Here is a 25,696-nt window from a genome sequence, read left to right on the forward strand (position 1 = left end):
CCCTCCGTACGGCATTCGTTTCAGCGTTCGAAGCGGTAACCCATGCCCGGCTCGGTGACGAAGTGGCGCGGGTGTGAGGGGTCGGTCTCCAGCTTGCGCCGCAGCTGCGCCATGTACACCCGCAGGTAGTTGGTCTCCGTGCCGTACGAGGGTCCCCAGACCTCCTGGAGCAGCTGCTTCTGGCTGACCAGACGCCCACAGTTGCGCACCAGGACTTCGAGGAGGTGCCATTCGGTGGGGGTGAGCCGGACGTCCCGGCCGTCGCGGTGGACCTTCTTCGCCGCCAGATCGACGGTGAAGCCCGCCGTCTCGACGACCACCACCCCGTCCTCCGCGCCGCCGACCGGCTCGGCCCGGCGCACGGCCGCGCGCAGCCGGGCGAGCAGCTCGTCCATGCCGAAGGGCTTGGTGACGTAGTCGTCGGCGCCCGCGTCGAGTGCCTCGACCTTCTCGTCGGAGGTCTGCCGGGCCGAGAGGACCAGGATCGGCACCCGGGTCCAGCCGCGCAGGCCCTTGATGACCTCGACGCCGTCCATGTCGGGCAGGCCGAGGTCGAGGACGACGACGTCGGGGTGGCGTTCGGCGGCGAGCCGGAGGGCGGTGGCACCGTCGGGCGCGGCGTCGACCTCGTACTTCCGCGCCTTGAGGTTGATCACCAGGGCGCGCACGATCTGCGGCTCGTCGTCGACCACGAGGACCCGGGTCATGGAGGGGGCCTTCCTTCTGCTGGGGCGAGCCGGGGCTGCCGGCGCCGCTGGGACTGGCGTACGGGACGGGAGGGGACGGAGGCGGCGGAACACGGGAGACGGGCGGAGGGCCGGCGCGGGATCGGCGTACGGCCGGGGCCGGCGCGGCGGTCAGGTCACGGCGTGGGCCGGGAGTTCGGCGGCCGGCGCCGGCGGGCCGCCGGGCGCGGCTCGGAGGGTGAGCACCATGGTCAGCCCGCCGCCCGGGGTGTCCTCGGCGCCCAGCGTGCCGCCCATGGCCTCGACGAAGCCCCGGGCCACCGCGAGACCGAGGCCGACGCCGGAGCCGCGCGGGGCGTCGCCGAACCGCTGGAAGGGCTCGAAGATGCCGTCCTTGGCCTCGTCGGGCACGCCAGGCCCGCGGTCCACGACCCGGAGTTCGACCCGGTCCCCCAGGGTGCTGGCGGCGACGGCCACCGGCACGCCCTCGGGGCTGTACTTGACGGCGTTCTCCACGATGTTGGCGACGGCCCGCTCCAGGAGGCCCTTGTCGACCTCGACCATCGGCAGCGTCTCGGGGATGTCGAGTTCGGCGCTGCCGTCGGGCACTCCCCCGAGCGCCATGGGGACGACCTCGTCGAGGTCGACCACCCGGATCAGGGGCGTGACGGTGCCGGTCTGGAGACGGGACATGTCGAGGAGGTTCCCGACGAGGTGGTCGAGGCGGTCGGCGCCGGCCTCGATGCCCTCCAGGAGTTCGGCGCGGTCCTGCTCGGACCACTCGACGTCGTCGGAGCGGAGGGAGGAGACGGAGGCCTTGATGCTCGCGAGCGGGGTCCGCAGGTCGTGGCTGACGGCGGCCAGCAGCGAGGTGCGGATCTTGTTGCCCTCGGCCTGCTTCCGGGCCTCCTCCGCCTCGCCCACGAGCCGCTGCCGGTCGAGGACGACCGCGGCCTGGGCGGCGAAGGCGCCGAGGACCCGGCGGTCCTCCGCGGGCAGGACCCGGCCGGACAGCGCGAGGGCCAGGTGGTCGCCGACCGGCATGTCCACGTCCGCGTCCTCGGGCCGGGCCGCCGGATGGGGTCCCACGCTCGCCGCCCGCGTCCAGGGCTCGATACCGTCCGCCCGCTCCAGGAGGGCCACGGACTCCATGGAGAAGGTCTCGCGGACCCGTTCGAGGAGGGCGTCGAGGCTGGTCTCGCCGCGCAGCACGCTGCCGGCCAGGTAGGAGAGCACCTCGGACTCGGCGCGCAGCCGGGCGGCCTGGTGGGTGCGCCGGGCCGCCAGGTCCACCACCGAGGCGACGGCCATGGCGACGCCGAGGAAGACGGCTATGGCGACGATGTTCTTGGGGTCGGCGATGGTGATCCGGTGGACGGGCGGGGTGAAGAACCAGTTGAGGAGGAGGGAGCCCGCGGCGGCGGAGGCGAGCGCCGGCAGGAACCCGCCGAGCAGGGCCGCGGCCACGGTCAGGGCAAGGAAGAGCAGCATGTCGTTGGCGAGACCGAGGTCGGCGTCGACATGGGTGAGGAGGAGGGCGAGGGTGGCCGGTCCGCCGACGCCGACCGCCCAGCCGCCGATGATCCGGGAGCGGCCGAGGCGGGCGCCGCGGGCGACGGGCAGACCACGCCCCTTGGCGACCTCGTCGTGGGTGACGATGTGGACGTCGAGGTCGGTCCCGGAGTCGCGGGCCACGGTCTGGCCGACGCCTGGGCCTAGGACGTACTGCCAGGCGCGGCGGCGGCTGGAGCCGAGGACGATCTGGGTGGCGTTGACCCCGCGGGCGAACTCCAGGAGCGCGGAGGGGATGTCGTCGCCGATGACGTGGTGGAACGTTCCGCCGAGGTCCTCGACGAGGGTGCGCTGGACGGCCAGCTCCTTCGGCGAGGCGGCGGTGAGTCCGTCGCTGCGGGCTATGTAGACCGCGAGGACCTCGCCGCCCGCGCCCTTCTCGGCGAGCCGGGTGGCGCGCCGTATGAGGGTGCGGCCCTCGGGGCCGCCGGTCAGGCCGACGACGATGCGCTCGCGGGCCTGCCAGGTGGAGCGGATGTTGTGCTCGCCGCGGTACTGGCGGAGGTACTCGTCGACCCGGTCGGCGGTCCAGAGCAGCGCCAGCTCGCGCAGGGCGGTGAGGTTGCCGGGGCGGAAGTAGTTCGACAGGGACGCGTCGATCCTGTCCGGCTTGTAGATGTTGCCGTGGGCCATCCGGCGGCGCAGGGCCTCAGGGGACATGTCGACCAGCTCGATCTGGTCCGCCCGGCGCACGACCTCGTCCGGGACGGTCTCCCGCTGGCGTACGCCCGTGATCGCCTCGACCACGTCGCCGAGCGACTCCAGGTGCTGGATGTTGACGGTGGAGACGACGTCGATCCCGGCCGCGAGCAGCTCGGCGACGTCCTGCCACCGCTTGGGGTTGCGGGAGCCGGGCACGTTCGTGTGGGCCAGTTCGTCGACGAGGGCGACGGCGGGGCGGCGGGCCAGGACGGCGTCGATGTCCATCTCGGTGAAGGTGGCGCCCCGGTGCTCCAGGGTGCGGCGCGGTATCTGCTCCAGGCCGTGCAGCATGACCTCCGTGCGCGGCCGCTCGTGGTGCTCCACGAACGCCACGACGCAGTCCGTGCCGCGCTCCACCCGGCGGTGCCCTTCGGAGAGCATCGCGTAGGTCTTGCCGACGCCCGGCGCAGCGCCGAGGTAGATCCGAAGCTTGCCGCGTCCCATGGGACGACCATACGTCCAGCCAATCGGACATTCCGCACCCGGGGAGAGGGGCCGGGGCGGTCTTGACGTGATTCTGATGTCGGGACCCGCCAGGTCCGTGGCCCCGGCCCGACGGCGCGCGGACGCCCGGTCCCACCCGGCCCGTACCCCGCCGTCAGTGCTCGACGATCTCGCCGTCGCTCAGTTCGAGGACCCGGTCCGCCAGGCCCACCAGCTGCGGGTCGTGGGTGGCGACCAGGGCCGTGCAGCCCTCGCTGCGCACCACCGCGCGCAGCAGCTGCATGACGGCGAGGCCGGTCTCCGCGTCCAGCTGGCCGGTGGGCTCGTCGGCTATCAGCAGCGCCGGCCGGTTGGCGAGGGCGCGGGCGATGGCGACCCGCTGCTGCTGACCGCCGGAGAGCTCGCCGGGCCGCTGGGCCGCGTGGTCGGCGAGGCCCACGAGGCCGAGGAGCAGGGCCACCCGCTCCTCGCGTTCCTTGGGGTCCGCCTTGCGCAGGCGCATGGGTACGCCGACGTTCTCGGCGGCGGAGAGGATCGGGAGGAGTCCGAAGGACTGGAAGATGAAGCCGATCCGGTCGCGGCGCAGCTCCAGGAGACCGTTCTCACCGAGGGTGGCGAGGTCGACGCCGTCGATGACGATCGAGCCGCCGTCGGCGGTGTCGAGGCCGCCCACGAGGTTGAGCAGGGTGGTCTTGCCCGAGCCCGAGCGGCCTTTCAGTGCGACGAGCTCGCCGCGCGGGATGTCGAAGGAGACACCGCGCAGGGCGTGGACGGCGGCCTCACCCGTGCCGTACGAGCGGCGCACGTCCCGGACGCTGACCATCGCGGGCACCGCCGGATCCTCGGCGACGGCCGTCGCGGACCGCGTGCTGCTGTCACTCATCCGGTGCTCCCCCTCCTCGAACATGTGCGCAGCCAGTATGGTCCGCGGCCCGGCCACGAGGCCAGAGCCCTCCTCCGCACCTGTGGAGAACGACCTGGGCCGGTCCCCGTACCCAGGGAGAACGACCGTGGGCCGTCCCCCGTACGCCTGTGGAAAACGGCCGGTGGGCCGCTCCCCGTGCGTACGGGGAGCGGCCCACCGGCCGTTCATGACTGCGCCGGCAGCGTCCGGTCAGCGGATCTCGGAGATCTCCGGACCGCGCTGGAGCTGGCCCATGCCGCCGGAGAAGCGGGAGTTCTCCTGCTCCTCCTGCTGGACGCCGTCCGGCACCATCTGCGCGTCGTTCGGCAGCTTGAGGACGATCGGGTCACGCGGGGCCATCGGCCCGTCGCCGCGGACGACCACGGTGTCCCGGACGATCTGCTCCAGGAGCCCGGCGGCCTCGGGCTGGACCGCGCCCTGCCCGGAGATCACTCCGCGCAGGAACCAGCGGGGTCCGTCGACACCGACGAAGCGGACCAGCTGCACGCCGCGGTTGCCGTCCGGCAGCTGTACGGGGACCTGGGCGCGCAGCTCCCAGCCGAGCGGGCCCTCGACCTCGTCGATGACACCGCCCTGCTGGGTGATGCCCGTGGCGATCTCGTCGCGGACCTCGCCCCAGATGCCCTCGTTCTTGGGGGCGGCGAACGCCTGGAGCTGTACGGCGCTGTCGCGCAGGACGACGGTGGCCGCGACGATCGCGTCGCCCGCCACCTCCACCCGCAGCTCCATGCCCTCGACTCCGGGCACGAAGACGCCGCCCAGGTCCACACGGCCCTCTTCGGGCCTGGTGACCTCGGAGACGTCCCAGGGTCCGTCGGGCCGGGGCGCCGGCGGAAGGTTCATCCGGCGCGGAGCCGCGTCGTCCGCGTCCTCGCCGTCCACCGCGTCGACGACCTGCTCGGCCTCGCCCGCCGCGTCTTCTGCGGCACCGCTCTTCTTGCGACGTCCGAACACGTCACTGTCCTTCCCGGTCGGATACGACCGAAGCGTATCGATTCCCACCCGTTGTGCCGTCCACGGCGGCGTGACCGCCGGTGGACCCGAAGCCCCCCTCGGCCCGCGCCGAGCCGGGAAGCTCCGCCACCTCGTGGAAGCGCACCTTCTCGACCTGCTGGACGACAAGTTGGGCGATCCGGTCGAATCGTTCGAACCGCACGCTCTCGCGCGGGTCGAGATTGACCACGATCACCTTGATCTCTCCACGGTACCCGGCATCCACCGTCCCCGGGGCATTCACGAGCGCCACTCCGCAACGGGCGGCGAGTCCCGAACGCGGGTGCACGAAGGCCGCGTACCCGTCCGGGAGGGCGATGGAGATCCCGGTGGGGAGCACGGCGCGCTCCCCGGGGGCCAGTACGGCGGCCTCGGTGGTCACGAGGTCCGCCCCGGCGTCGCCGGGGTGCCCGTAGTCCGGGATCGGCACGTCCGGGTCCACTCGCCGGATCAGTACGTCGACAGGGTTGCGCATCAGGGGTTCACCTCGAAGGCGCGGGTGCGCCGGACCTGGTCGGGGTCGGACATGGCGGCCTGGATCTCCTCCGGGCGGCCGTTGTCGATGAAGTGGTCGACCTTGACCTCGACGAAGAGGGCGTCGGCGCGGACGGCGACGGGGCCCTCGGGCCCGCCGATCCGGCCGACGGCGGTCGAGAAGATCTTGCGGCCGTGGACGGCGGTGACCTCGGCCTCCAGGTGGAGCACGGTGCCCACCGGGACGGGCCGGACGAAGTCGGTCTCCAGGCGTCCGGTCACGGCGATGACCCGCAGCAGCCAGTTCAGGGAGCCGAGGGTCTCGTCGAGCGCGGTGGCGAGGACGCCGCCGTGCGCGAGGCCGGGGGCGCCCTGGTGATCGGTGGTCACCGTGAACTCGGCGGTGACGGTCACACCCTCGCCCGCGCGCGCCTCCAGGTGGAGGCCGTGGGGCTGCCCGCCGCCGCATCCGAAGCAGTACGCGTAGTGCGCGCCGAGCAGCTCGCCGGGAGCCGGGGCTTCGGGGTGGCGTACCGGCGGTATGGCGTCGGCCGGCGGGGTGAGGGCGGCAGATGTTGCAGTCACAGGCGCAGACCTTACCCGCGCGGAAGGGCGCAGGTCGCGCCGTGCCAAGCTTGGACACATGCAGCCTTCCGCACCGTCGCCCGACCCCTCCCCCGTGCCCTCCGCCGCGCCGCGGTTCGACGAGCGGCTGACGGCACCCCGGTCGTGGTGGTTCATCACGTGCCTGCTGGCCCTTTCCGGCGGCCTGATCATGTTTCCGCTGGGTACGGTCCCGATGCTGGGCGGCCTGGTCGTGGCGGCGGTGCTCGCCGGCGCGGCGGTCTCCTCGTACGGCTCCGCACGGGTCCGGGTGGTGGCCGGTTCGCTGGTGGCCGGTGACGCCAGGATCCCGGTCACGGCCCTGGGAGCGGTCGAGGTGCTCGACGCGGAGGAAGCGCGCGCCTGGCGCACGCACAAGGCCGACCCGCGCGCCTTCATGCTGATGCGCAGCTATGTGCCGACGGCGGTGCGGGTGGTGGTGACGGATCCCGCGGACCCGACGCCGTACGTGTACCTGTCCAGCCGCGAGCCGGAGGCGCTGGCCGCCGCCCTGGAGGCCGAGCGCGCCTGATCGGCGCGCCGAGGGCCAGGCCCGAGAAACGCCAGGCCAGACCCCGAAAGCGCCGGGCCAGGCCCGAGAAGCGAGGCTCTGGTCCTGGAGCGCCGGGGCAGTCCGTACAAGCACCGGCTCAGGCCCTAGAAGCCCAGTTCCTTCGGGTTCTCGGGCTGTTCCAGCGGGGGAAGTTCCCCGAGGTTGTCCCAGGGGACCTGGCGGCGGCGCAGGTCCGCGCGGATGTGCGCGGCGAGCTTCTTGGTGTCGCGGCGGTTCATGACGGCGCCGACGGCGGCGCCCACCATGAAGGGCATGAGGTTCGGCAGGTTGCGCACCATGCGTTTCATGATCTGCTGGCGCAGCTCGCGCTTGAGCTGTCCGCCGAGTGCCGCGTTGACCGTGGTGGGCCTGGTGGGGTCGACACCCCGCTCCTCGGCCCAGGAGGTCAGGTAGGCCGTCGAACGCTGGGTGAGCCGGCCGGGGGGCCGCAGCCCGTAGACCTCGTGCAGTTCGGCGATGAGTTTGAGTTCCACGGCGGCGACGCCGGTGATCTCGGCCGCGAGCTCCGCCGGCATGGCCGGGGGTACGGGGAGCATGGCGGCGGCGCCGACGCCCGCGCCCACGGTCGAACTCGCGTTCGCCGCGCCGGCGACGAGTTTGTCGGCGATCTCCTCGGGGCCGAGCCCTGGGAAATGCCTGCGAAGGGTCGCCAGGTCGCGGACGGGGATCCGCGGGGCGAGGTCGATCAGCCGGTCGGCCAGATGACCGATACCCGCCTTCGCGCTGTCTCCGCCGCGCTTCACGCCCTGACGGACGCCCTGCGCGACGCCGCGCCGGACGGCGTCGATCCGGTCGGAGTCGATCTTGATCTTGTCGAGCTGGGCACGCGCCGGGTTGGCAAGCCGCCTGACGGCGCCGAAGCGCCCGTCCTGCCGTGTCCGGGCCGGCACGTCCCCCTCTCCCGCCTCCACCGGCAGGTACGCCGGGTCCGGCTCGGTGACCGCATCGAGCGAGGCCGGGTGGCCCCGCTCGTCGTCACGTGCGCCGGGGGAGGGAAGGGAGGCGGCGTGCTCGGCTTCAGGAGCCTCCTGGGCACCCTCTGCCGGGCCTGAGTCGCCCTTGTGCGTCCAGGGGCTCTTGGGGAGCCTCGGACGCCGCTTCCGGGACGGTGTGTCGCCTGCCACGACCGAGCGTTCTCAGTCGCAGTCGCGGCAGATCGGCTGGCCGTTCTTCTCCCTGGCCAGCTGGCTGCGGTGGTGGACGAGGAAGCAGCTCATGCAGGTGAACTCATCGGCCTGCTTGGGCAGGACCCGGACGGCCAGCTCCTCGTTCGAGAGGTCTGCGCCGGGAAGCTCCAGGCCTTCGGCGGCCTCGAACTCGTCGACGTCGACGGTCGAGGTCGACTTGTCGTTCCGGCGGGCCTTCAGTTCTTCAAGGCTGTCCGAATCGACGTCGTCGTCGGTCTTGCGTGGGGTGTCGTAATCCGTTGCCATGTCGCTCTCCCCCTCTGGGTGGTTGCGGTGTCTCCAGCGCACGTAACGCGTGAGAGGTCGGACTTGTGCCCGACCTGAGGCGGAGATTTTGCCTCACATCAAGGTCTGTTACTCAATCGACACCCGTCCTGTCCTCTCGCGAGGTGATCGGCTTGGGGTGGCGAACCGGACCGTACACGGTCCCGGGGGCGTCCCTCGCAGGCGCCACCCCGTGTACTTCCCGTCATAAAGGGACCCGGAAACCCGGACTTTTCCGGGTTTTGGGAGGGATTTCCCGGTCACGGAGAGTGGAGGCCCGGACACCCTCTCCTGTGATCGATCACACATGAGCGTCTCAGGATCAGGGCCCCGGAATTCCGCGCAAAGCGAACGGAACCGGGTCGGCTCAAGCAGTGTGTCAGATCGGCAGAGTGACGCGCATCACGAGGCCGCCGCCCTCGCGGGGCTCCGCGATGATACGGCCGCCGTGGGCGCGGGCCACGGACCGGGCGATCGACAGGCCGAGACCGACGCCCTTGTCGCTGCCCGTCCGCTCCTGCCTCAGCCGCCGGAACGGCTCGAAGAGGTTGTCGATCTCGTACGCGGGGACCACAGGACCTGTGTTCGAGACGACCAGGACCGCCTGACCGTCCTTGGTCTCGGTGGTGACCTCCACCCAGCCGCCCTCCGGCACGTTGTACCGGACGGCGTTCTGGAGCAGGTTCAGGGCGATCCGTTCGAGCAGGACGCCGTTGCCCTGGACGACCGCCGGAGCGCGCTCGCCCCGGATCTCGACGCCCTTGGCCTCGGCCTCGGCATGCGTCTGGTCCACGCCCCGCGAGGCGACCTCGGCCAGGTCGACGGGTTTGCGCTCGATGATCTGGTTGTCGCTGCGGGCGAGCAGCAGCAGGCCCTCGACGAGCTGCTCGCTCCGCTCGTTGGTGGCGAGCAGGGTCTTGCCGAGCTGCTGGAGCTCCACCGGCGCCCCGGGGTCCGAGAGGTGCACCTCCAGGAGGGTCCGGTTGATCGCGAGCGGGGTCCGCAGCTCGTGCGAGGCGTTCGCGACGAACCGCTGCTGGGCGGTGAAGGCCCGCTCCAGGCGGTCCAGCATCTCGTCGAAGGTGTCGGAGAGCTCCTTGAGCTCGTCGTCGGGCCCGTCCAGCTCGATCCGCCGGGACAGGTCGGAGCCGGCCACCTGGCGGGCGGTCCTGGTGATCCTGCCGAGCGGGGAGAGCACCCGCCCCGCCATGGCGTAACCGAAGGCGAAGGCGATGATGCTCAGACCGAGGAGGGCGAAGAGCGAGCGGCGCAGCAGGTCGTCGAGCGCCAGGTCGCTCTGCTTGCGCAGACAGACCGAGACGGCGTCGTTGAGCTGCTCGCCGGTGCCCTGGACCGGCAGCTGGCACCAGTGGGTGGTGGGCTGGACCTTGCCCTCGACGACCTTGAACGGCAGTTCGGAGACGCTGTGGGTGAGCGCCTGCGCCGTGAAGAGGTAGATGATCGACAGCAGCAGGATGCCCGCGATCAGGAACATGCCGCCGTACAGCAGCGTGAGCCGTATCCGGATGGTCGGGCGCAGCAGGGGACGGACCGGGTCCCTGGGGTCCCAGGTCGGCTTCGGTGGCGCCTGGGGGTGGGGCGCGGGGGTGGTGGCCATCAGGTCAGATCCGGTACCCGGAGCCGGGGACCGTGACGATGACCGGCGGCTCGCCGAGCTTGCGGCGCAGGGTCATCACCGTGACGCGCACGACGTTGGTGAACGGGTCGGTGTTCTCGTCCCAGGCCTTCTCCAGGAGCTGCTCGGCCGAGACGACGGCGCCCTCGCTGCGCATGAGGACCTCGAGGACGGCGAACTCCTTCGGGGCGAGCTGGACCTCCTTGCCCTCCCGGAAGACCTCGCGGCGGTTGGGGTCGAGCTTGATGCCGGCGCGCTCCAGGACGGGAGGGAGAGGCACGCTCGTGCGCCGGCCGAGGGCGCGCACGCGCGCGGTGAGCTCGGTGAAGGCGAAGGGCTTGGGCAGGTAGTCGTCCGCCCCGAGCTCCAGGCCCTCGACGCGGTCGCTGACGTCACCGGACGCGGTGAGCATCAGGACGCGGGTGGGCATGCCGAGTTCCACGATCTTCCGGCAGACGTCGTCGCCGTGGACGAGGGGCAGGTCACGGTCGAGGACGACGACGTCGTAGTCGTTGACCCCGACGCGCTCCAGGGCCGCGGCGCCGTCGTACACGACGTCGACGGCCATGGCCTCCCGGCGCAGTCCGGTGGCCACCGCATCGGCGAGCAGCTGCTCGTCCTCGACGACGAGTACGCGCACGTCGTACTTCCTTCCCGTTGAGCCTCGGTCCGGGGTGGAACGGGCTGTAGACCTGAGCACTGACTGTGCGTGTCCATCCTGCCCCGTACGCGCGTAAACCGGCTGTAAGGCGGCGGTGCGGGGCCTGGGGCGGGCGGGTGGTGAGCCGGGGGCGCGGGGCGGGGCGCGTGGCCGGAGCCCAAGAATTCACCGGATTCACGGGCCAGTTGAGGTTTCTGTGAGGAAAGGGCTGGGGAGGACGACTGCACACCCCGTGATCACGCCCTGTATGTGGCGCGCCACCTACCGCTCTCCGTCTCCGGGAGACCGCAGTGCGTGATCCACCCACCCTCGGCACACCCCCGTGCCACCGGACCCATGACGAGGGGGCGCACGATGGACGCTTTCACCGCTGGCCTGCTGCACCGCATCAGGACCACACAGACGGACCTCACGCGGGCTCGTGAGACCGGCGACGACTACCTGGCGGAGGTGGAGCAGGCGGAGCTGGAGGACCTGCACCGGCTGGCCGCCGAGCACGGCGTGGAGGTAGCCGCGCAGGGCGTCTGACCCGTCCCGAACCCGTACGACCCGCACGACCCGTACGACCCGTACGACCGGCAGGACCGCACGACCTTCACGACCCGTACGACACGCACCGCCCCGCCCGTCCGACCGACCCCGTACACGTGCGAGGGCCCCGGCGCCGTCCCGGCACCGGGGCCCTCGCGTGTCCGGACCCGTCAGTCGTGCCAGGCGCCCAGGTCCTCCAGGAGCTCCTGGAGGGGGCCGAAGAGGCCCGGGGAGGCCGCCAGGGTCAGTTCACCCGACTCCGGCTCCCCCGGGCGGCCTCCGGTGAGGCCGCCGGCCTCACGGGCGATCAGGGCGCCCGCCGCGAGGTCCCAGGGGTTGAGACCGCGCTCGTAGTAGGCGTCGAGGCGGCCGGCGGCGACGTCGCAGAGGTCGATGGCCGCCGAGCCGCCGCGGCGGATGTCGCGGACCCGCGGGATCACCCGCTGGGCGACGTCCGCCTGGCGGGCCCGCCGGGACTGCACGTAACCGAAGCCCGTACCCAGGAGGGCCTGGTCGAGTGAGGGCGAGGGCCGGACGGCGAGGCGCCGGTCCCCCTCGTGGGCTCCGCCGCCGAGGACGGCACGGTACGTCTCGCCGCGCATCGGTGCCTCGACGACGCCGACCACGGTCTCGCCGTCCCGTTCGGCGGCGATCGAGACCGCCCAGGTGGGCAGCCCGTAGAGGTAGTTCACGGTGCCGTCGAGCGGGTCGATGACCCAGCGGACTCCGCTGGTGCCCGGGCTGGAGGCGCCCTCCTCGCCGAGGAAGCCGTCGTGGGGGCGGTGTTCGGCGAGGAAGCCGGTGATCAGCTTCTCGGCGGCGATGTCCATCTCGGTGACCACGTCGATGGGGCTCGACTTGGTCTTCGCCACGGTCAGGTCGTCCGGCCTGCCGTCGCGCAGCAGCGCTCCTGCCCGCCGTGCGGCCTCCAGGGCGAGGTCGAGCAGTTCGGTGAGAAGCGGGTCCGTCACAGGGTCTCCTTGGGCGTACGGGGGCATACGTACGGGTCAGGCGTACGGGCTGTCGGCGCCGGCCGCGGCGGGGCGCTCCGCCCTGGCGGGGCAACAGCCGATCGGACACAGGTCGTGGGAGGGTCCGAGCGCCCCCAGGGCGCACCGTTCGGTCCTGGTCCCCCGCTCGCGCGCGGCCCGTTCCAGGAGGAGGTCGCGGACGGCGGCGGCGAACCGGGGGTCGGCGCCCACGGTCGCCGAGCGCCGGACGGGCAGTGCGAGTTCGGCCGCCTTGGCCGTGGCCTCGGTGTCGAGGTCGTAGAGGACCTCCATGTGGTCGGAGACGAAGCCGATCGGGACCATGACGACCGCGGGCACCCCCGCGCCGTGCAGCGTCTCCAGGTGGTCGCAGATGTCCGGCTCAAGCCACGGGATGTGCGGGGCGCCGCTGCGGGACTGGTAGACGAGCTGCCAGGGGTGGTCGGTCCCGGTCGCCTCGCGGACCGCGTCGGCGATCACCCGTGCCACGTCGAGGTGCTGCCGGACGTACGCCCCGCCCTCGCCGTGTTCGGTGACCGGTCCGGAGGAGTCGGCGGCGGACTCGGGGATGGAGTGGGTGGTGAAGGCGAGGTGGGCCCCGTCCCGCACCGAGGGGTCGAGCTCGGCGAGGGAGGCGAGGACGCCCTCGACCATGGGCCCGACGAAGCCGGGGTGGTTGAAGTAGTGCCGGAGCTTGTCGACCCGGGGCAGCGGGAGGCCCTCCGCCTCCAGGGTGGCGAGCGCGTCGGCGAGGTTCTCGCGGTACTGGCGGCAGCCGGAGTAGGAGGCGTACGCGCTGGTGGTGAGGACGGCGATGTGGCGCCGGCCGTCGGTGATCATCTCGCGGAGGGTGTCGGTGAGGTACGGCGCCCAGTTCCGGTTTCCCCAGTAGACGGGCAGCCGCAGGCCGGCGTCGGCGAAGTCCGTGCGCAGCGCGCCGAGGAGCGCGCGGTTCTGGTCGTTGATCGGCGAGACACCGCCGAAGAGGAAGTAGTGCTGCCCCACTTCCTTGAGCCGTTCCTTCGGGATGCCTCGGCCGCGCGTCACGTTCTCCAGGAACGGGACCACGTCGTCCGGGCCCTCGGGGCCGCCGAACGAGAGCAGCAGCAGGGCGTCGTACGGGGCGGGATCGTGCTGATCGGACATGGCACCGATCCTCCCATCCGCGCCTGACAGGGGTGGGCGCGCCCCGTCGATGGCCGGGTCGCCCGATAGGTGACGGAAAGGTGAAGGAAAGGGGGATGACTGATCGAGTTCAACACCGTAGGCTTTAGTAGTTAATTACACGTGTTGACCAAGGACGCCTCTTGCCCAGTCCCTACCGTGCGATCTTCAAGGCGCCCGGCACAGTCCTGTTCTCCGTCGCCGGGTTCTTCGGCCGGATGCCCCTGTCCATGATGGGCATCGGCATCGTGACCATGATTTCGCAGGTCACCGGCCGGTACGGGCTCGCGGGCGCGCTCGCCGCGACGCTCGCGATGTCCGCCGCGGCCCTCGGCCCGCTGGTCTCGCGCCTGGTCGACCGGCACGGGCAGCGCCGGGTGCTCCGCCCGGTGACCCTGATCTCGCTCGCGGCGGCCGCGGGGCTTCTCCTCTGCGTCCAGCAGGAGGCCCCCGACTGGACGCTCTTCGCGTTCACGGCCGTGATCGGCTGCGTGCCGAGCGTCGGCGCCATGACGCGCGCCCGCTGGGCGGAGATCTACCGGGGCGAGGAGCGGCCGCTGCACACGGCGTACTCGTGGGAGTCGATCGTCGACGAGGTCTGCTTCATCTTCGGCCCGATCATCTCGATCGGCCTGTCGACGACCTGGTTCCCCGAGGCGGGCCCGCTGTTCGCCGGGGTGTTCCTGGCCGTCGGCGTCTTCTGGCTGACCTCGCAGCGCGCCACCGAACCGCGACCGCACCCGCGGCAGGCCGACGACCGGAGCGGCTCCGTGCTCCGCTCCCCCGGGCTGCAGGTCCTGACCCTCGCCTTCGTCGCCACCGGCGCCATCTTCGGCTCGGTGGACGTGGTCACCGTGGCCTTCGCGGAGGAGCAGGGGCACAAGGCCGCCGCCAGCCTCGTCCTGGCCGTCTACGCGCTGGGTTCCTGCCTCGCGGGCGCCGTCTTCGGGCTGATGCACCTCAAGGGCGAGCCGTCCCACCGCTGGCTTCTGGGCGTCTGTGCGATGGCCGTGAGTATGATCCCCCTCCTACTGGCCGGGAACCTGCCGTTGCTGGCCGTGGCGCTCTTTGTCGCGGGCCTGTCCATCGCACCGACGATGGTGACCACCATGGCCCTCGTCGAAGCGCACGTACCGCGCACCAAGCTGACCGAGGGCATGACCTGGACGGGTACCGGGCTCGCGATCGGCGTGGCGCTCGGCTCTTCGGCCGCCGGCTGGGTGGTCGACGCGTCGGGGGCGGAGGCGGGGTACGTGGTGCCCGTCGTCTCGGGTGCGCTCGCGGTCGCGGTGGGTCTCCTCGGACACCGCCGGCTCCGCAGGCCGGCTCCGAACCGGGAGGGGCAGCGTGAGCAGGACGACAGCGGGATCGGGGAGCGCCAGGACGGCGGACAGCCCGTGGCGTAACTGGGCGGGGAACGTCACCTCCCGCCCCGCACGGGAGGTGAGCCCGGCCTCGGCCGAGGAGCTCGCCGAGGCGGTGCGCCGGGCTGCCGAGGACGGCCTGCGGGTCAAGACGGTCGGCGCCGGTCACTCGTTCACCTCGATCGCGGCCACCGACGGCGTCCTCGTCCGGCCCGGACTGCTGACCGGGATCCGGCGGATCGACCGCGCATCGATGACCGTGACGGTCGAGGCGGGCACCCCGCTGAAGCGGCTCAACGTGGCGCTGGCCCGGGAGGGCCTGTCGCTCACGAACATGGGCGACATCATGGAGCAGACCGTGGCCGGGGCCGTCTCCACGGGCACGCACGGTACGGGCCGCGAGTCGGCCTCGATCGCCGCGCAGATCCGCGGCCTCGAACTGGTGACGGCCTCGGGCGAGCTGCTGACCTGCTCGGAGGAGGGAGACGACGAGGAACGCGCGGTCTTCGCGGCGGCCAGGATCGGTCTCGGCGCCCTCGGCGTGATCACGGCGATCACCTTCGCGGTGGAACCGGTCTTCCTGCTCACCGCGCGCGAGGAGCCGATGACCTTCGACCGGGTCACCTCCGAGTTCGACGCGCTGCACGCGGAGAACGAGCACTTCGAGTTCTACTGGTTCCCCCACACGGACAACTGCAACACCAAGCGCAACAACCGGAGCGCGGGGCCCGCCGCTCCCGCCGGCCGGATCAGCGGCTGGATCGAGGACGAGCTCCTCTCCAACGGGCTCTTCCAGGCGGCCTGCTCGCTGGGCAGGGCTGTGCCGCCTGTCATCCCCTCGATCGCCAGGATCTCCAGCCGGGCCCTGTCGGCCCGTACGTACACCGACATCCCGTACAAGGTCTTCACCTCGCCGCGCCGGGTGCGCTTCATGGAGATGGAGTACGCCCTTCCGCGCGAGGCGGCGGTCGCGGCGCTGCGCGAGGTCAAGGCGATGGTCGAGCGGTCGCCGCTCAAGGTGAGCTTCCCCGTGGAGGTGCGGACGGCTCCGGCGGACGACATCACGCTGTCCACGGCCTCGGGGCGCGAGACCGCGTACATCGCCGTGCACCTCTACAAGGGAACGCCCCACCGCGCGTACTTCACCGCGGTGGAGCGCATCATGACTGCGCACGGGGGCCGCCCCCACTGGGGCAAGATCCACACCCGCGACGCCGCCTACTTCTCGGAGGTCTACCCGCGCTTCGCCGAGTTCACGGCGCTGCGCGACCGGCTCGACCCGGAGCGCCTGTTCGGGAACGACTACCTCCGCCGCGTGCTGGGCGACTGACGGTCACTCGGCTTCTCGACTGACGGTCACTCGGTTCCGGTGTCGGCCGGCGGCGTGGGCGCCGGGGTCTCCGGTGCGCCGGACTCCGTGGGCGGCGGGGCCGGGGCCGTCGGGTCGGTCGGTTCCAGGGTCGGGGTCGGGGTCGACTCGCCGCCGGTGGAGCCTGAGGGCGTCGGCTCCTGCGAGGGGGTCGCGGTGCCGTACCGCCCGGTGCCCTGCTCGCCCTGGGGCGGGGTGGCGCCCGTCGAGGGACTCCCGGCCCCGTCCTCGGGCCGCGCGGTGCCCTCGGCGGATCCGGACGGCGCGGGCGCCGGGCCCTTGTCCTCCACCGGCGCGTCATGCCCCGCGCTCCCGCTGCCACTGCCACTGCCACTGCCACTGACGACGGAGCCGAAGGTGGTGGTCCCCTGCCGGCCGCTGAAGTCCTGGCCCGAGACGAGTTCGTAGGCGGTGATGCCGCCCATCGTGACGCCGAAGACCAGGGCGGCGGCGATCGCCGGGCGCTTCCAGCCCCGGACCCGGGTGCCGTGGGTGGTCGCCGTGCCGAAGTCCCCGTCGTACGGGAGCGGGGCCTGGATCGTGCCGAGCATCAGGGTGCGGTCGTCCCCGGACCCGGCGGCGACCGGCACCTGACGGGTCTTCGGCCGGGCGGCCGAGGTCGCGTCGCGCACCTGTTCGCCGGTGCGCCGGAAGAGGTGCTGGAAGAGCGGGCCGCCACAGGTCGCGATGACGCTGATCACACCGGCGCCGACGATCGTGCCGTACACGCCGAGGGTGGAGGCGAGTTTGGCGGCGATGACCGCGGCGAGGGCGCTGCCCGAGACCTGAGCCACGCTCAGGTCGATCCTTCTCCTGCCGCTCTCCCTCTCCTCCGGCTCGTCCATGTCGGTTTCCGGCCTGTGGCGCATCTCCAGCCCCTGACGACTTATCCGTTCGCCTTGCACCCAGAAGGGACATATGGGCGAAGCGAATAGTTCCGTTTCTGGCGGTTCTGTGAAGAGCGCCACGTATGGGGGAAGATCACGGAGACTCAACTCCCGTACCGTCCGAGAAGTTGGGCGGCGCGCCGGTCCACCCAAGTGGCCCGAATGGAGTACATTGACGAACCCTGGGTCCGGACGCCTTCACGGGTGCCCGGGATCAAGGGGAGGGGGCCGGACACGGCGCTCGAACCGGCGGCGCCGCGGCAACGCACGGGAACCGACTGCACAGAGTGACCGCCTGTCACTCCGGGTAGCCAACAGGTCACCGTGTCATAACGGCGTTCCAGGGTCCACGCCCGACACGCCGGGCAACTCGGCAAGGTAGTGGCAGGCTGCACCCGGGCAGGCCACACTCGACTAGCGGAAGCAGCGACGCACGTGACGTCGGCAGGCACCACCCGGGAGGTCCCCATGCCCGAACTGCGTGTCGTGGCCGTCTCAAACGACGGCACACGACTGGTGCTGAAGGCTGCTGACAGCACGGAGTACACACTTCCGATCGACGAGCGGCTCCGCGCCGCCGTGCGCAACGACCGCGCGCGCCTCGGCCAGATCGAGATCGAGGTGGAGAGCCACCTCCGCCCCCGCGACATCCAGGCGCGGATACGAGCCGGTGCCTCCGCCGAGGAGGTCGCCCAGCTCGCCGGCATCCCCGTCGACCGCGTACGCCGCTTCGAGGGCCCCGTGCTCGCGGAGCGCGCCTTCATGGCCGAGCGGGCCCGCAAGACCCCGGTCCGCAGGCCCGGCGAGAACAGCGGCCCGCAGCTCGGCGAGGCGGTGCAGGAGCGGCTGCTGCTGCGCGGCGCCGAGAAGGACACCACGCAGTGGGACTCCTGGCGGCGCGACGACGGCACCTGGGAGGTGCTGCTCGTCTACCGCGTCGCGGGCGAGGTCCACACGGCCAGCTGGACGTACGACCCACCGCGGCGGCTCGTCCAGGCCGTGGACGACGAGGCGCGCGCCCTGATCGGCGAGACGGACGACACGATCGCCGCCGCTCCGGAACCGAGCTTCCCCTTCGTGCCGCGCATCGCCCGGCTCCCCAGGGACAGGCCGCTCGACCGCGCCCTGGACCGCCAGATCGACCGGTCGGACCGCCAGCTGGAGCGGGCGCACGCGTCCGTCGAGCCGGAGGACGAGCGGGACTCGCTGACCAGCCTCCTGGAGGCCGTGCCGAGCTTCCGCGGCGACATGATCGTGCCCGAGCAGCCTGACTCGGAGCCCTCGGAAGAGGCCGAGGCGGAGGAGCCGCCGGCCCCGGCCGCCTCGGCGGGTGCGGGATCCGCGTACGCCGACGTCCTGATGCCGCGCGCGGTATCGGGTCACCGCGACCGGCTCACCGGCACGACCGACCGCCAGGCGGAGGCGGACGGCGTCCGTCCGGGCCGTCGCGCGGCGGTGCCGAGCTGGGACGAGATCGTCTTCGGCACGCGAAGGAAGAAGCAGGACTGACGCCTGCCGCGACGACAGCCGTACGGGAGACGACAGGCGTACGAAGGCGTCGGCCGTACGGAGGACGTCAGCCGTACGGGAACGGGCCCGCGCCGGATAGGTGCGGGCCCCGTCCGTTCCGCTACTGCGGATCCGGGCCCGTGGCCACCGGGCGGCCGGGGTCGGCGGACCACTCCGACCAGGAGCCCGCGTAGAGGGCCGCGGGGATGCCCGCGACCTCCAGGGCCAGGACCTCGTGGGCCCCGGAGACCCCCGAGCCGCAGTAGACCGCCACCGGGGTGCCCTCGGCCGCGCCCAGGGCGTTGAAACGGTCCCGCAGAGCGCCGGCGTCCAGGAAGCGTCCCTCCGCGTCCACGTTCTCCGTGGTCGGCGCCGACACCGCGCCCGGGATGTGACCGCCGACCCGGTCGATCGGCTCCACGTCCCCCCGGTAGCGCTCGGCCGCCCGGGCGTCCAGGAGCAGCCCCGCGCGCGCGTGCGCCGCCGCCCCGTCGGCGTCGAGCAGCCCGAGCGCTCCCGGCTCCGGCCGGAAGTCGCCGGGCTCCGGCACGACGACCTTCTCCGTGAGCTCCCCCGGCCAGGCCGCGAGGCCCCCGTCCAGGACCCGTACGTCCCTGTGGCCGGCCCAGCGGAGCAGCCACCAGGCGCGGGCCGCGCCCCAGCCGAGACCGCCGTCGTAGACGACGACCGGGGTGTCCGCCGAGACGCCCGCGCGGCGCATCGCGGCCCCGAAGGCCTCCGGGTCGGGCAGCGGGTGGCGCCCGCCGCTGCCCGCGGGCCCCGCCAGTTCCGTGTCCAGGTCGACGTAGACCGCGCCGGGGAGGTGCCCGGCCTCGTACGAGGGCCGTCCGGGCGGGCCGCCCAGCGTCCAGCGGACGTCCAGGAGGACCGGCGGCCGGGCCCCGGCCGACTCGCTCAGCAGTTCGCTTGCGGAGATGATGGGCTTCATGGGCCCATCCTCGCGCAGCCGCCCGGCCGCGGAGGACGAACCCGGCGTCCTCCCCGCGTCACCGCCGCGGGGCAGCGCCACTCGTTGGTGCGACCGGGGCGCGCCGCGGCCCCTTCGGTGTCACCATCGGACGGGGGCACGGGCACGACGACGGTCCGAGGAGAGAGTCACGATGACCGAGGCGACTCGGCGCACACCCGGCACACCTTGTTGGGTGAGCTTGATGGTGCACGGGCTTGACGCCACGCTTGAGTTCTACAACGCGCTCTTCGGCTGGGACTTCGTACCCGGTCCGCAGCAGCTCGGTCCGTACGTACGCGCGCTGCTCGACGGCAAGGAGGTGGCGGGCATCGGCCGGCTGCCGCCGGACCGGCACCTGCGCATCGCCTGGACCCCGTACCTGGCCACCGCCGACGCCGACGAGACCGCCGAGAGCATCCGCGGCTGCGGCGGCACGGTGGCGGTGGGCCCGCTGGACGCGGGCGAGGCCGGCCGCCTCGCGATCTGCTCCGACCCCGCGGGCGCGGTCTTCGGTGTCTGGCAGGCGGAGGCGCACCACGGCACTGCCACGGCGGGATCGCCCGGGACCCCGGTGTGGAACGAGCTCATCACCTACGAGACGTCGATCGGGAAGTTCTACCGGTCGGTCTTCGGCTACGAACTGGAGCCGGTGGAGTCCTTCGACCGGGCGGACTACGCGACGCTCCATGTGGCAGGGGCCCCGGTGGCCTCCGTGCACGGTGTCGGCAACGCGGTGCCCAGGGACCGGGGCCCGCACTGGATGACGTACTTCGAGGTCGCCGACACGGACGCGGCCGCGCGGCTCGTCGTGGAGCTCGGCGGCCAGGTGCTGCGCCCGCCGCGCGACGGCACGGCGGGACGGCTCGCCCTGGTGACGGACGCGGAGGGCGCGGTCTTCACCCTCGTCAGGTCGGCCGACCGCGCCCCGGAGGCCGCCGCCCCCGCCCCGGACGCGCTGACGGACTGACGGGCGCGGCCGGGCCGCTCAGCCGCGCCGGGAGCGCACGAGGCTCCGGCGGAGGCGGAACGGCGTGGCGGCCGGCAGCGGGGCCCTTGCGCCCGGAAGGCCGAGCTGGGTCAGCCGTTCGGCGGAGAAGTGGTGGGCGACGGCGGGATCGGCATGGTGCGCGTCCAGGTAGCGGGTGGCCTCCTCCCGCAACCCCGGGTGGCTCTTGTGCCGCATGCAGTAGCCGACGGCGCGGACGAGCGGCGTGAGCGAGTCGGGTGCCGGTCCGGGGACGGCGGGCTCCTCACCGCCTTCGAGGTCCGCGACCAGGTGGTCGACGACGGTGAGCGGGATCCGGTTGCTGTTCTCGAAGGGGGTCAGCCGTTCGAGGACCTCGGCGGTGCCCACGCGCGCGATGGGGATGCCGTAGTGGACGGCGGCGGTGAACATCGCCGTGGAGAAGCAGCCGACGACGAGCCGGGGCCCGCACCGCTCGTAGAAGGTCTCGGCGAGCAGCGGTCCGTCGAGGACGGTGAGCCGTACGCCGGACCGTTCCGCCTCCTCCCGGAGGACCCGGGAGTAGCCGGCCGGGGCGCTGGGGTGCGGCTTGAAGACGACCGAGCGGTGTCCGGCCGCGGCCGCCCCGCGCAGCATCCGCACGTGGAGTTCCTCTTCCTCCTCCGCGGTGAGCAGGTTGAGGGCGGCGAGGTACTGGCCGAGGAGCAGTGCGGTGGGTTCGGCGTCGGCCGCCCGCGCGATGTCCGGGTCGTCGGCCGCCTCCTCGGCGATCTCGGCCAGGACCGCGCGGAAGGCGCTGTCGGGGACGAGTTCGGGCTCGACGCCGTACTCGCTCAGGAGGAGGGGCCGCAGGCCGGGCACCAGGTCGAGGTGGAGGACGCGCCGGACGCGGCAGGCGATCGACTGGGCGAGGTCGGAGCGGGTCGGGCCGTAGCTCATGAGGCCGTCCGCGTAGACGTGCACGGCGCTCTCGGGGAAGGTGCCGGCCAGCGCCTTGGCGGGGTTGACCTGGATGGATTCGACGATCAGCTCCACCGGGGCGGTGCCCAGGTCCCAGGCCGTGCGCAGCACCCGCTGCCAGAGGGGCGCCTCCTCGGGGCGGGGGGCCCAGGCGGCGGGGTGGTACGGGTGGATGGTCTCGTTCCAGTCGAGGGTCCCGTCGAAGCGGGCTGCGATCCGCTCGTACCCGGTCATGGTCTCCAGGCGCAGCGCCGTCTCCGGGATCTCGGCGTTGCGTGAGATCAGCAGGAACCGGCGGGCGTCCGCGCGGGGGCCGAACTGTCCGGCGTCGAGGGAGGCGGCGAGGGTGGCCGCCCCGTACAGGGTGGACACCTGGAAGATCTGGACCGGCCGGAGGTCGTGGGTTGCCGGGTCGGGGGCCTGGGCGGTGGGCGCGGGGGCCTTGTCGGGGGCCATGGGTCAGGCGGTCCTTCCGGTGTCGCGCAGGCTCCGGAGGAGGGTGCTGCGGGCGGTGTCCATGGTGGCCAGGGTCTCGTCGAGGACCTGCTGCGGCATCCGGTGCAGCGCGTCGGCGACATCGGCCCGGAGCCGGGTGGCGACGGCGGGCTCGTACTTGCCGACCTTGCCCATGTGGAAGGCGATCATCGCGCAGTACGTGCGGACCGCCTTCGGGAGGAACCGGTCCGCCTCCGCGTCCCGGGACACGTCGTCGAGCAGGGTGTCGTACGACGGAATGAAGTCCAGCTGCCGGTTGTCGGTGATCTGGGTGAGCGAAGTGGTGACGCCCCGCCGGTAGAAGACGCCGTGCAGGGAAAGCGCCGCGAAAGTACGGGCCTTGAGGTGCAGCCGCCAGATCCAGAGACGGTCCTCGGCAGTTCTCAGGGAGGTCTCGAAACGCGACGCGCCGTTCTCGAAGAGCCTGGCGCTGTAAATGCCGAAGGGGACGAACGGATAGTCCACCATCGTCACCATGCTGGCGGGCGAGATTCCGTCCCTGGGGTCCATCACCGTGTCGCGGCGCGCGGCGGGGGCGTAACGGATCTGCCGTTTCCTGCCCTCCGAGAGGACGTGGTCGGTGCGGGCGAAATCGCAGCCAAGGCGTTCGATTCCGGCGACCGTTGCGGCGAGGTGGCCGGGCGCGTACCAGTCGTCGCCGTCGAGGAAGGTGAGGTAGTCGCCGCGCGCCGCGTCCATTCCCGTGTTGCGTGCCTGGGCGACGCCGAGATTCGTCTCGTGCCGGATGACGGTGGCGTTCGGCAGACGGTCGCGCCAGCGGTCGAGGATTTCCGGGGTGTCGTCCGTCGAGCAGTCGTCGATCAGCAGGAACTCGAATTCCGGATCCGCGTTGTTCGCGAGACTGCGCAGGGTGTCGGGCGCGTACGGCCCGACGTTGTGGAACGGTACGACGACGGACAGTTTCGGCACTCGGAATCCCCATACTGAATCGAACAATTAAACGCCGCTACGGCGGGCACAGTAACGCTCCCCCTTTCCGGGCGAACGATCCGCGCGTGCACTCCGGGTGAACTCTTGTCGTCCCCCGCGGAAAGTCCGTGGGCAGGCGGGGCCCGGCCGGCTCACCGGGGGGACCGCCGGTGCAGGAGTCCCGTCGCCGCCAGGGCGAGGAGCGCGGCAAGGCCGACGGCGCCGCCGAGGCGCAGCCCCGGGGGCTGGAAGGAGCACGTGACCGTGCTCGCCCGGCCGTCGAGCGGAACGGCGATGAGCCCCTCGTACGCGCGCGCGGGCCGTGGATCCGCCGCACCGGCGGCGCAGCGCCAGCCGGAGACGCGGGGTACGGCGACCACGGCGAAGCCCTTGCTGCCCGGGGGCAGTTCGGCCGTGACGGTGTGCCCGGTGGTGTGGACGCGGGTGGCGCCGCTGGCGGTCAACTGCCGTACGGCGGAGTCGAGCCGGTCCTGCAGCAGACAGCCGACGGGCCGACGGGGCAGCCGCACCTTGGCCTCCGGGGTCAGCTCCACCCGCACCTCCCCGGAGGCGGGCGCGGTGCCGAGGGCCTGCATCGGGGCGCGTACGGCGGGCGGCCTGCCGTCGAAGTCCACCGACCACTCCCCCAGGAGCGCCGCCGCGCCCTTGTACTCGGGCGCCCAGAACCAGACCTGGGAGCCCGCCGGGCAGCGGGCGGTGAGAGTGCGTCCGGTGCGGACGACGGCCGGCAGCTCGTACACCTCGGCGCCGAGGAGGCGTTCCTGCTCCGCGAAGGCCGAGTCCCCGGGCCGCGTGCCCCGCCGGTCCGGGGCGCGGACGGTGACCAGCGGCGGTACGGGGGTGGTGGTGACGGTGACCGTGGCGCGGGGCGCGGCGTCCCGCCGTACCGGCTCGGTGGGCCGCGAGCGGACACGGGTTCCGATGGAGAACAGCGCGTCGGTCACCGGGTTGTCGAGGGTGACCGGGTGCCGGCCCTTGGCGTAGTAGCCGAAGCCGAGGGAGGCCAGGGTGCCGGCGGTGACCTCGGAGGTCAGGCTGCTGTAGTAGTCGGCCCCCTGCCCTCCGACGAGGAGCACGTCGTTGCCGCCGGGGACCTCTCCGGGCTCCGTACGGTGCCGGGGCCAGCCGTCCGCGCGGGCCACCGCGTCGGCCACGGCCGTGTGCCAGGGGCCGATCCGAGCGGACCAGGCGAGCTTCTCGCGCTGTCGCTCCTCGATCCGCTTCCCGGTGACGGCCGTCTCGCCCGCCTGGGCGACGACGAGCAGGGTCACGGCCAGAACCGGCAGTACGCGCGCGGGGGTCCGGCGACCGTTCGGCAGCAGGAGGAGGACGGCGGCGGCGAGCGCAAGGACCGCCGACACGGCGAGGGCGGGATAGGTCCACCGGTCGATGTCGGGACTCCCCTGTCCCGCCCAGGCCAGGAGTCCGAGCAGCGCGCCGCCCGCGAGGAGCGCGGCCGGGCGGGGGAGCCCCGGCGCCGCGGAGAACCAGGCGGCGATGAGGAGCAGCCCGCACAGGACGAAGGCCTGACGGTACGGATTGCCGTTGGGCGAGGCTCCGGCGTGCCAGAGCAGATGGGTCGGCTCCCACTGGAGGGACAGCGCCACCAGGACGACCGCGGCCGACCAGCCGGCCCGCACGCGCGCGGGGACGGCGCGGTGGAACGGCAGCGTGAGGGCGAGGACGAGCGCGGGCGTACCGATGAACAGGGCGGGGCTGTCCACGCTCTCGGTGGCGGGGAGGAGCCGGGCGAGGAGGTCGGTCCAGGCGGCGGGCGCGAACGTGGCCTCCGGGGTGGGGTCGGCGACGCGGGTGGCGAGGAAGACGACCACGACGAGCGGTGCGGCGAGCCCGACGCCGATGAGGACGGCACGGGCGGCGCGCAGCGCCCCCGCGAGGCGCTGCCGGGCCGCGGCCGTCTCGTCGGCGGTCAGGAGCCGTACGACGAGGACGACGGCGGCACCGACGGTGGCCATGTACGCCGTGTAGAAGTTGGCGGTCCAGGCGAGCGCGACGACGAGGGGCCCGAGCACGGGGCGGCGACCGGTGCGGGCCCACTCCCCGACCAGGCAGAGCAGCGGGAAGGCGACGAGCCCGTCGAGCCACATCGGGACGTCGGCGCCGGAGCCGAAGGTCCAGCCGGAGAGGGCGTACGCGGTGCCGAGCACGGCGGCGACGGGCCGGGGACCGGGCCTCAGCCGCGGGAGCAGCAGCGCCATGGCCGCCGCGGCCGCCGCGATCTTGACGGCGGTGACGACGTACAGGGCGAGCTCGACGCGGTCCGCGGGGAAGAGCACGACGAGCAGGCTGAACGGGCTGCTCAGATAGGTGCCGATGTCGCCGAGGAAGTTGGCGCCGAAGCCGGAGTTCCAGTTGAGGAAGGCGTCTCCGCGCGTCTCGCCGAGGAGGAAGGAGCGCCAGTACGCGTGGTACGGCAGGTACTGCTGGCCGAGGTCGACGACGTTCCTGGTCATCGGCCCGAAGGGGTGGCTCCGGGAGAGCCGGGTCGCGAGGCAGAACACCACGGCGGAGAGCAGGGCGGCGGAGAGCGGACCGACGAGCGCCGGGGACCGCGGGCCGCGTGGGGCGCGTGGGGCGTTCGGAGCGGCTGGTGCGCCGCCCGCCGTCTCCTCCCCGTCGACCTCGTCGCGCACGGTCTCGGCGGCGGGTGGCACACGTCCTCCAGGGGGCGCACGTACGGGAACGCCCGGGCTGATGTCACGGGCCGACCGCCATTACCGCCGAGCCGGGCGACCCGCAACCGATCATCAGAGGGTCTTTCGGCGCACCTCGGGTGAACTCCCGGTGTCGGGCGCCGGATG

The 25,696-nt window shown here is 72.7% G+C and carries 23 protein-coding genes; 6 read left to right on the forward strand and 17 right to left on the reverse strand.

All coding sequences use genetic code 11. The features are described from left to right. Positions 1 to 20: 20 nt before the first annotated feature. From ACIA8N_RS16545 to ACIA8N_RS16570, 6 genes are all read right to left on the reverse strand, one after another. Positions 21 to 707, reverse strand: coding sequence for a response regulator (locus ACIA8N_RS16545; protein ID WP_030146949.1), 687 nt, complete (start codon positions 705 to 707; stop codon positions 21 to 23). 150 nt (positions 708 to 857) lie between these two features. Beyond that, on the reverse strand, positions 858 to 3,404 hold the full coding sequence (locus tag ACIA8N_RS16550) for a sensor histidine kinase KdpD (RefSeq protein WP_365779526.1): 2,547 nt from the start codon (positions 3,402 to 3,404) through the stop codon (positions 858 to 860). 154 nt (positions 3,405 to 3,558) lie between these two features. Continuing rightward, positions 3,559 to 4,287 carry an ABC transporter ATP-binding protein gene (locus ACIA8N_RS16555; protein WP_365779524.1) on the reverse strand — a complete coding sequence of 243 codons (729 nt, stop codon included), beginning with the start codon at positions 4,285 to 4,287 and terminating at the stop codon, positions 3,559 to 3,561. 231 nt (positions 4,288 to 4,518) lie between these two features. Beyond that, positions 4,519 to 5,283, reverse strand: a complete 765-nt coding sequence (locus ACIA8N_RS16560) for a DUF3710 domain-containing protein (RefSeq protein ID WP_365779522.1) — start codon at positions 5,281 to 5,283, stop codon at positions 4,519 to 4,521. Between the two features lies 1 nt (position 5,284). Continuing rightward, on the reverse strand, positions 5,285 to 5,797 hold the full coding sequence (dut, locus tag ACIA8N_RS16565; protein ID WP_365779520.1) for a dUTP diphosphatase: 513 nt from the start codon (positions 5,795 to 5,797) through the stop codon (positions 5,285 to 5,287). Continuing rightward, positions 5,797 to 6,381 carry a PaaI family thioesterase gene (locus ACIA8N_RS16570; RefSeq protein WP_365779518.1) on the reverse strand — a complete coding sequence of 195 codons (585 nt, stop codon included), beginning with the start codon at positions 6,379 to 6,381 and terminating at the stop codon, positions 5,797 to 5,799. The genes dut and ACIA8N_RS16570 overlap by 1 nt, the downstream gene beginning before the upstream one ends. A gap of 58 nt (positions 6,382 to 6,439) precedes the next feature. Between ACIA8N_RS16570 and ACIA8N_RS16575 the strand changes: the two genes are divergently transcribed. Beyond that, a complete protein-coding gene (locus ACIA8N_RS16575) occupies positions 6,440 to 6,931 on the forward strand; it encodes a DUF3093 domain-containing protein (RefSeq protein WP_365779515.1) in 492 nt (163 codons plus the stop codon). A 125-nt stretch (positions 6,932 to 7,056) separates the two neighbouring features. On the opposite strand, the gene ACIA8N_RS16580 is transcribed toward ACIA8N_RS16575, so the two are convergent. The 4 genes from ACIA8N_RS16580 to ACIA8N_RS16595 form a co-directional block, all read right to left on the reverse strand. Continuing rightward, positions 7,057 to 8,097: a hypothetical protein gene (locus ACIA8N_RS16580; protein ID WP_365779513.1), complete on the reverse strand. Its 1,041-nt coding sequence runs from the start codon at positions 8,095 to 8,097 to the stop codon at positions 7,057 to 7,059. Positions 8,098 to 8,109: 12 nt separating this feature from the next. Continuing rightward, positions 8,110 to 8,406: a DUF4193 domain-containing protein gene (locus ACIA8N_RS16585; RefSeq protein ID WP_003955561.1), complete on the reverse strand. Its 297-nt coding sequence runs from the start codon at positions 8,404 to 8,406 to the stop codon at positions 8,110 to 8,112. 397 nt (positions 8,407 to 8,803) lie between these two features. Continuing rightward, the gene (locus ACIA8N_RS16590) at positions 8,804 to 10,042 is read right to left on the reverse strand and encodes a HAMP domain-containing sensor histidine kinase (protein WP_365779511.1); all 1,239 of its coding nucleotides are present in this window, start codon (positions 10,040 to 10,042) and stop codon (positions 8,804 to 8,806) included. Positions 10,043 to 10,046: 4 nt separating this feature from the next. Beyond that, positions 10,047 to 10,700: a response regulator transcription factor gene (locus ACIA8N_RS16595; RefSeq protein WP_030146958.1), complete on the reverse strand. Its 654-nt coding sequence runs from the start codon at positions 10,698 to 10,700 to the stop codon at positions 10,047 to 10,049. 375 nt (positions 10,701 to 11,075) lie between these two features. On the opposite strand from ACIA8N_RS16595, the gene ACIA8N_RS16600 reads away from it, so the two are divergent. Further along, on the forward strand, positions 11,076 to 11,249 hold the full coding sequence (locus tag ACIA8N_RS16600) for a hypothetical protein (protein WP_169749507.1): 174 nt from the start codon (positions 11,076 to 11,078) through the stop codon (positions 11,247 to 11,249). Between the two features lie 173 nt (positions 11,250 to 11,422). Here ACIA8N_RS16600 and ACIA8N_RS16605 read toward each other — a convergent pair whose 3' ends face one another. Continuing rightward, entirely contained in the window at positions 11,423 to 12,223 is an 801-nt protein-coding gene (locus ACIA8N_RS16605; RefSeq protein ID WP_365779508.1) for an inositol monophosphatase family protein, read from the reverse strand. A 36-nt stretch (positions 12,224 to 12,259) separates the two neighbouring features. After that, positions 12,260 to 13,387 carry a ferrochelatase gene (locus tag ACIA8N_RS16610; protein WP_365779506.1) on the reverse strand — a complete coding sequence of 376 codons (1,128 nt, stop codon included), beginning with the start codon at positions 13,385 to 13,387 and terminating at the stop codon, positions 12,260 to 12,262. A gap of 161 nt (positions 13,388 to 13,548) precedes the next feature. On the opposite strand from ACIA8N_RS16610, the gene ACIA8N_RS16615 reads away from it, so the two are divergent. Together ACIA8N_RS16615 and ACIA8N_RS16620 are read left to right on the forward strand one after the other, a co-directional pair. Further along, complete coding sequence (locus ACIA8N_RS16615; protein ID WP_365779504.1) at positions 13,549 to 14,811, forward strand: MFS transporter; 1,263 nt, start codon at positions 13,549 to 13,551, stop codon at positions 14,809 to 14,811. Continuing rightward, a complete protein-coding gene (locus ACIA8N_RS16620; protein WP_365779502.1) occupies positions 14,753 to 16,099 on the forward strand; it encodes a D-arabinono-1,4-lactone oxidase in 1,347 nt (448 codons plus the stop codon). Before ACIA8N_RS16615 ends, ACIA8N_RS16620 begins: the two co-directional genes overlap by 59 nt. A 26-nt stretch (positions 16,100 to 16,125) precedes the next feature. On the opposite strand, the gene ACIA8N_RS16625 is transcribed toward ACIA8N_RS16620, so the two are convergent. Next, the gene (locus ACIA8N_RS16625; protein WP_399416532.1) at positions 16,126 to 16,932 is read right to left on the reverse strand and encodes a hypothetical protein; all 807 of its coding nucleotides are present in this window, start codon (positions 16,930 to 16,932) and stop codon (positions 16,126 to 16,128) included. A gap of 561 nt (positions 16,933 to 17,493) precedes the next feature. On the opposite strand from ACIA8N_RS16625, the gene sepH reads away from it, so the two are divergent. Continuing rightward, positions 17,494 to 18,534, forward strand: coding sequence for a septation protein SepH (gene sepH, locus ACIA8N_RS16630; protein ID WP_365779498.1), 1,041 nt, complete (start codon positions 17,494 to 17,496; stop codon positions 18,532 to 18,534). A 121-nt stretch (positions 18,535 to 18,655) separates the two neighbouring features. On the opposite strand, the gene ACIA8N_RS16635 is transcribed toward sepH, so the two are convergent. Next, positions 18,656 to 19,483, reverse strand: coding sequence for a sulfurtransferase (locus ACIA8N_RS16635; RefSeq protein WP_365779496.1), 828 nt, complete (start codon positions 19,481 to 19,483; stop codon positions 18,656 to 18,658). Between the two features lie 172 nt (positions 19,484 to 19,655). On the opposite strand from ACIA8N_RS16635, the gene ACIA8N_RS16640 reads away from it, so the two are divergent. Then, positions 19,656 to 20,471 (forward strand): VOC family protein, encoded by an 816-nt coding sequence (locus ACIA8N_RS16640; protein WP_365779494.1) that lies wholly within the window; start codon positions 19,656 to 19,658, stop codon positions 20,469 to 20,471. An 18-nt stretch (positions 20,472 to 20,489) separates the two neighbouring features. Here the strand turns inward: ACIA8N_RS16640 and ACIA8N_RS16645 are convergent, their stop codons facing one another. The 3 genes from ACIA8N_RS16645 to ACIA8N_RS16655 form a co-directional block, all read right to left on the reverse strand. Continuing rightward, a complete protein-coding gene (locus ACIA8N_RS16645; RefSeq protein ID WP_365779492.1) occupies positions 20,490 to 21,884 on the reverse strand; it encodes a polysialyltransferase family glycosyltransferase in 1,395 nt (464 codons plus the stop codon). A gap of 3 nt (positions 21,885 to 21,887) precedes the next feature. Continuing rightward, the gene (locus ACIA8N_RS16650; protein WP_030548332.1) at positions 21,888 to 22,853 is read right to left on the reverse strand and encodes a glycosyltransferase family 2 protein; all 966 of its coding nucleotides are present in this window, start codon (positions 22,851 to 22,853) and stop codon (positions 21,888 to 21,890) included. Positions 22,854 to 23,005: 152 nt separating this feature from the next. After that, complete coding sequence (locus ACIA8N_RS16655; protein WP_365779490.1) at positions 23,006 to 25,549, reverse strand: YfhO family protein; 2,544 nt, start codon at positions 25,547 to 25,549, stop codon at positions 23,006 to 23,008. Positions 25,550 to 25,696 lie beyond the last annotated feature (147 nt).

Origin of the sequence: Streptomyces sp. NPDC051822, assembly GCF_044452745.1 — a bacterium.
GTDB lineage: Bacteria > Actinomycetota > Actinomycetes > Streptomycetales > Streptomycetaceae > Streptomyces.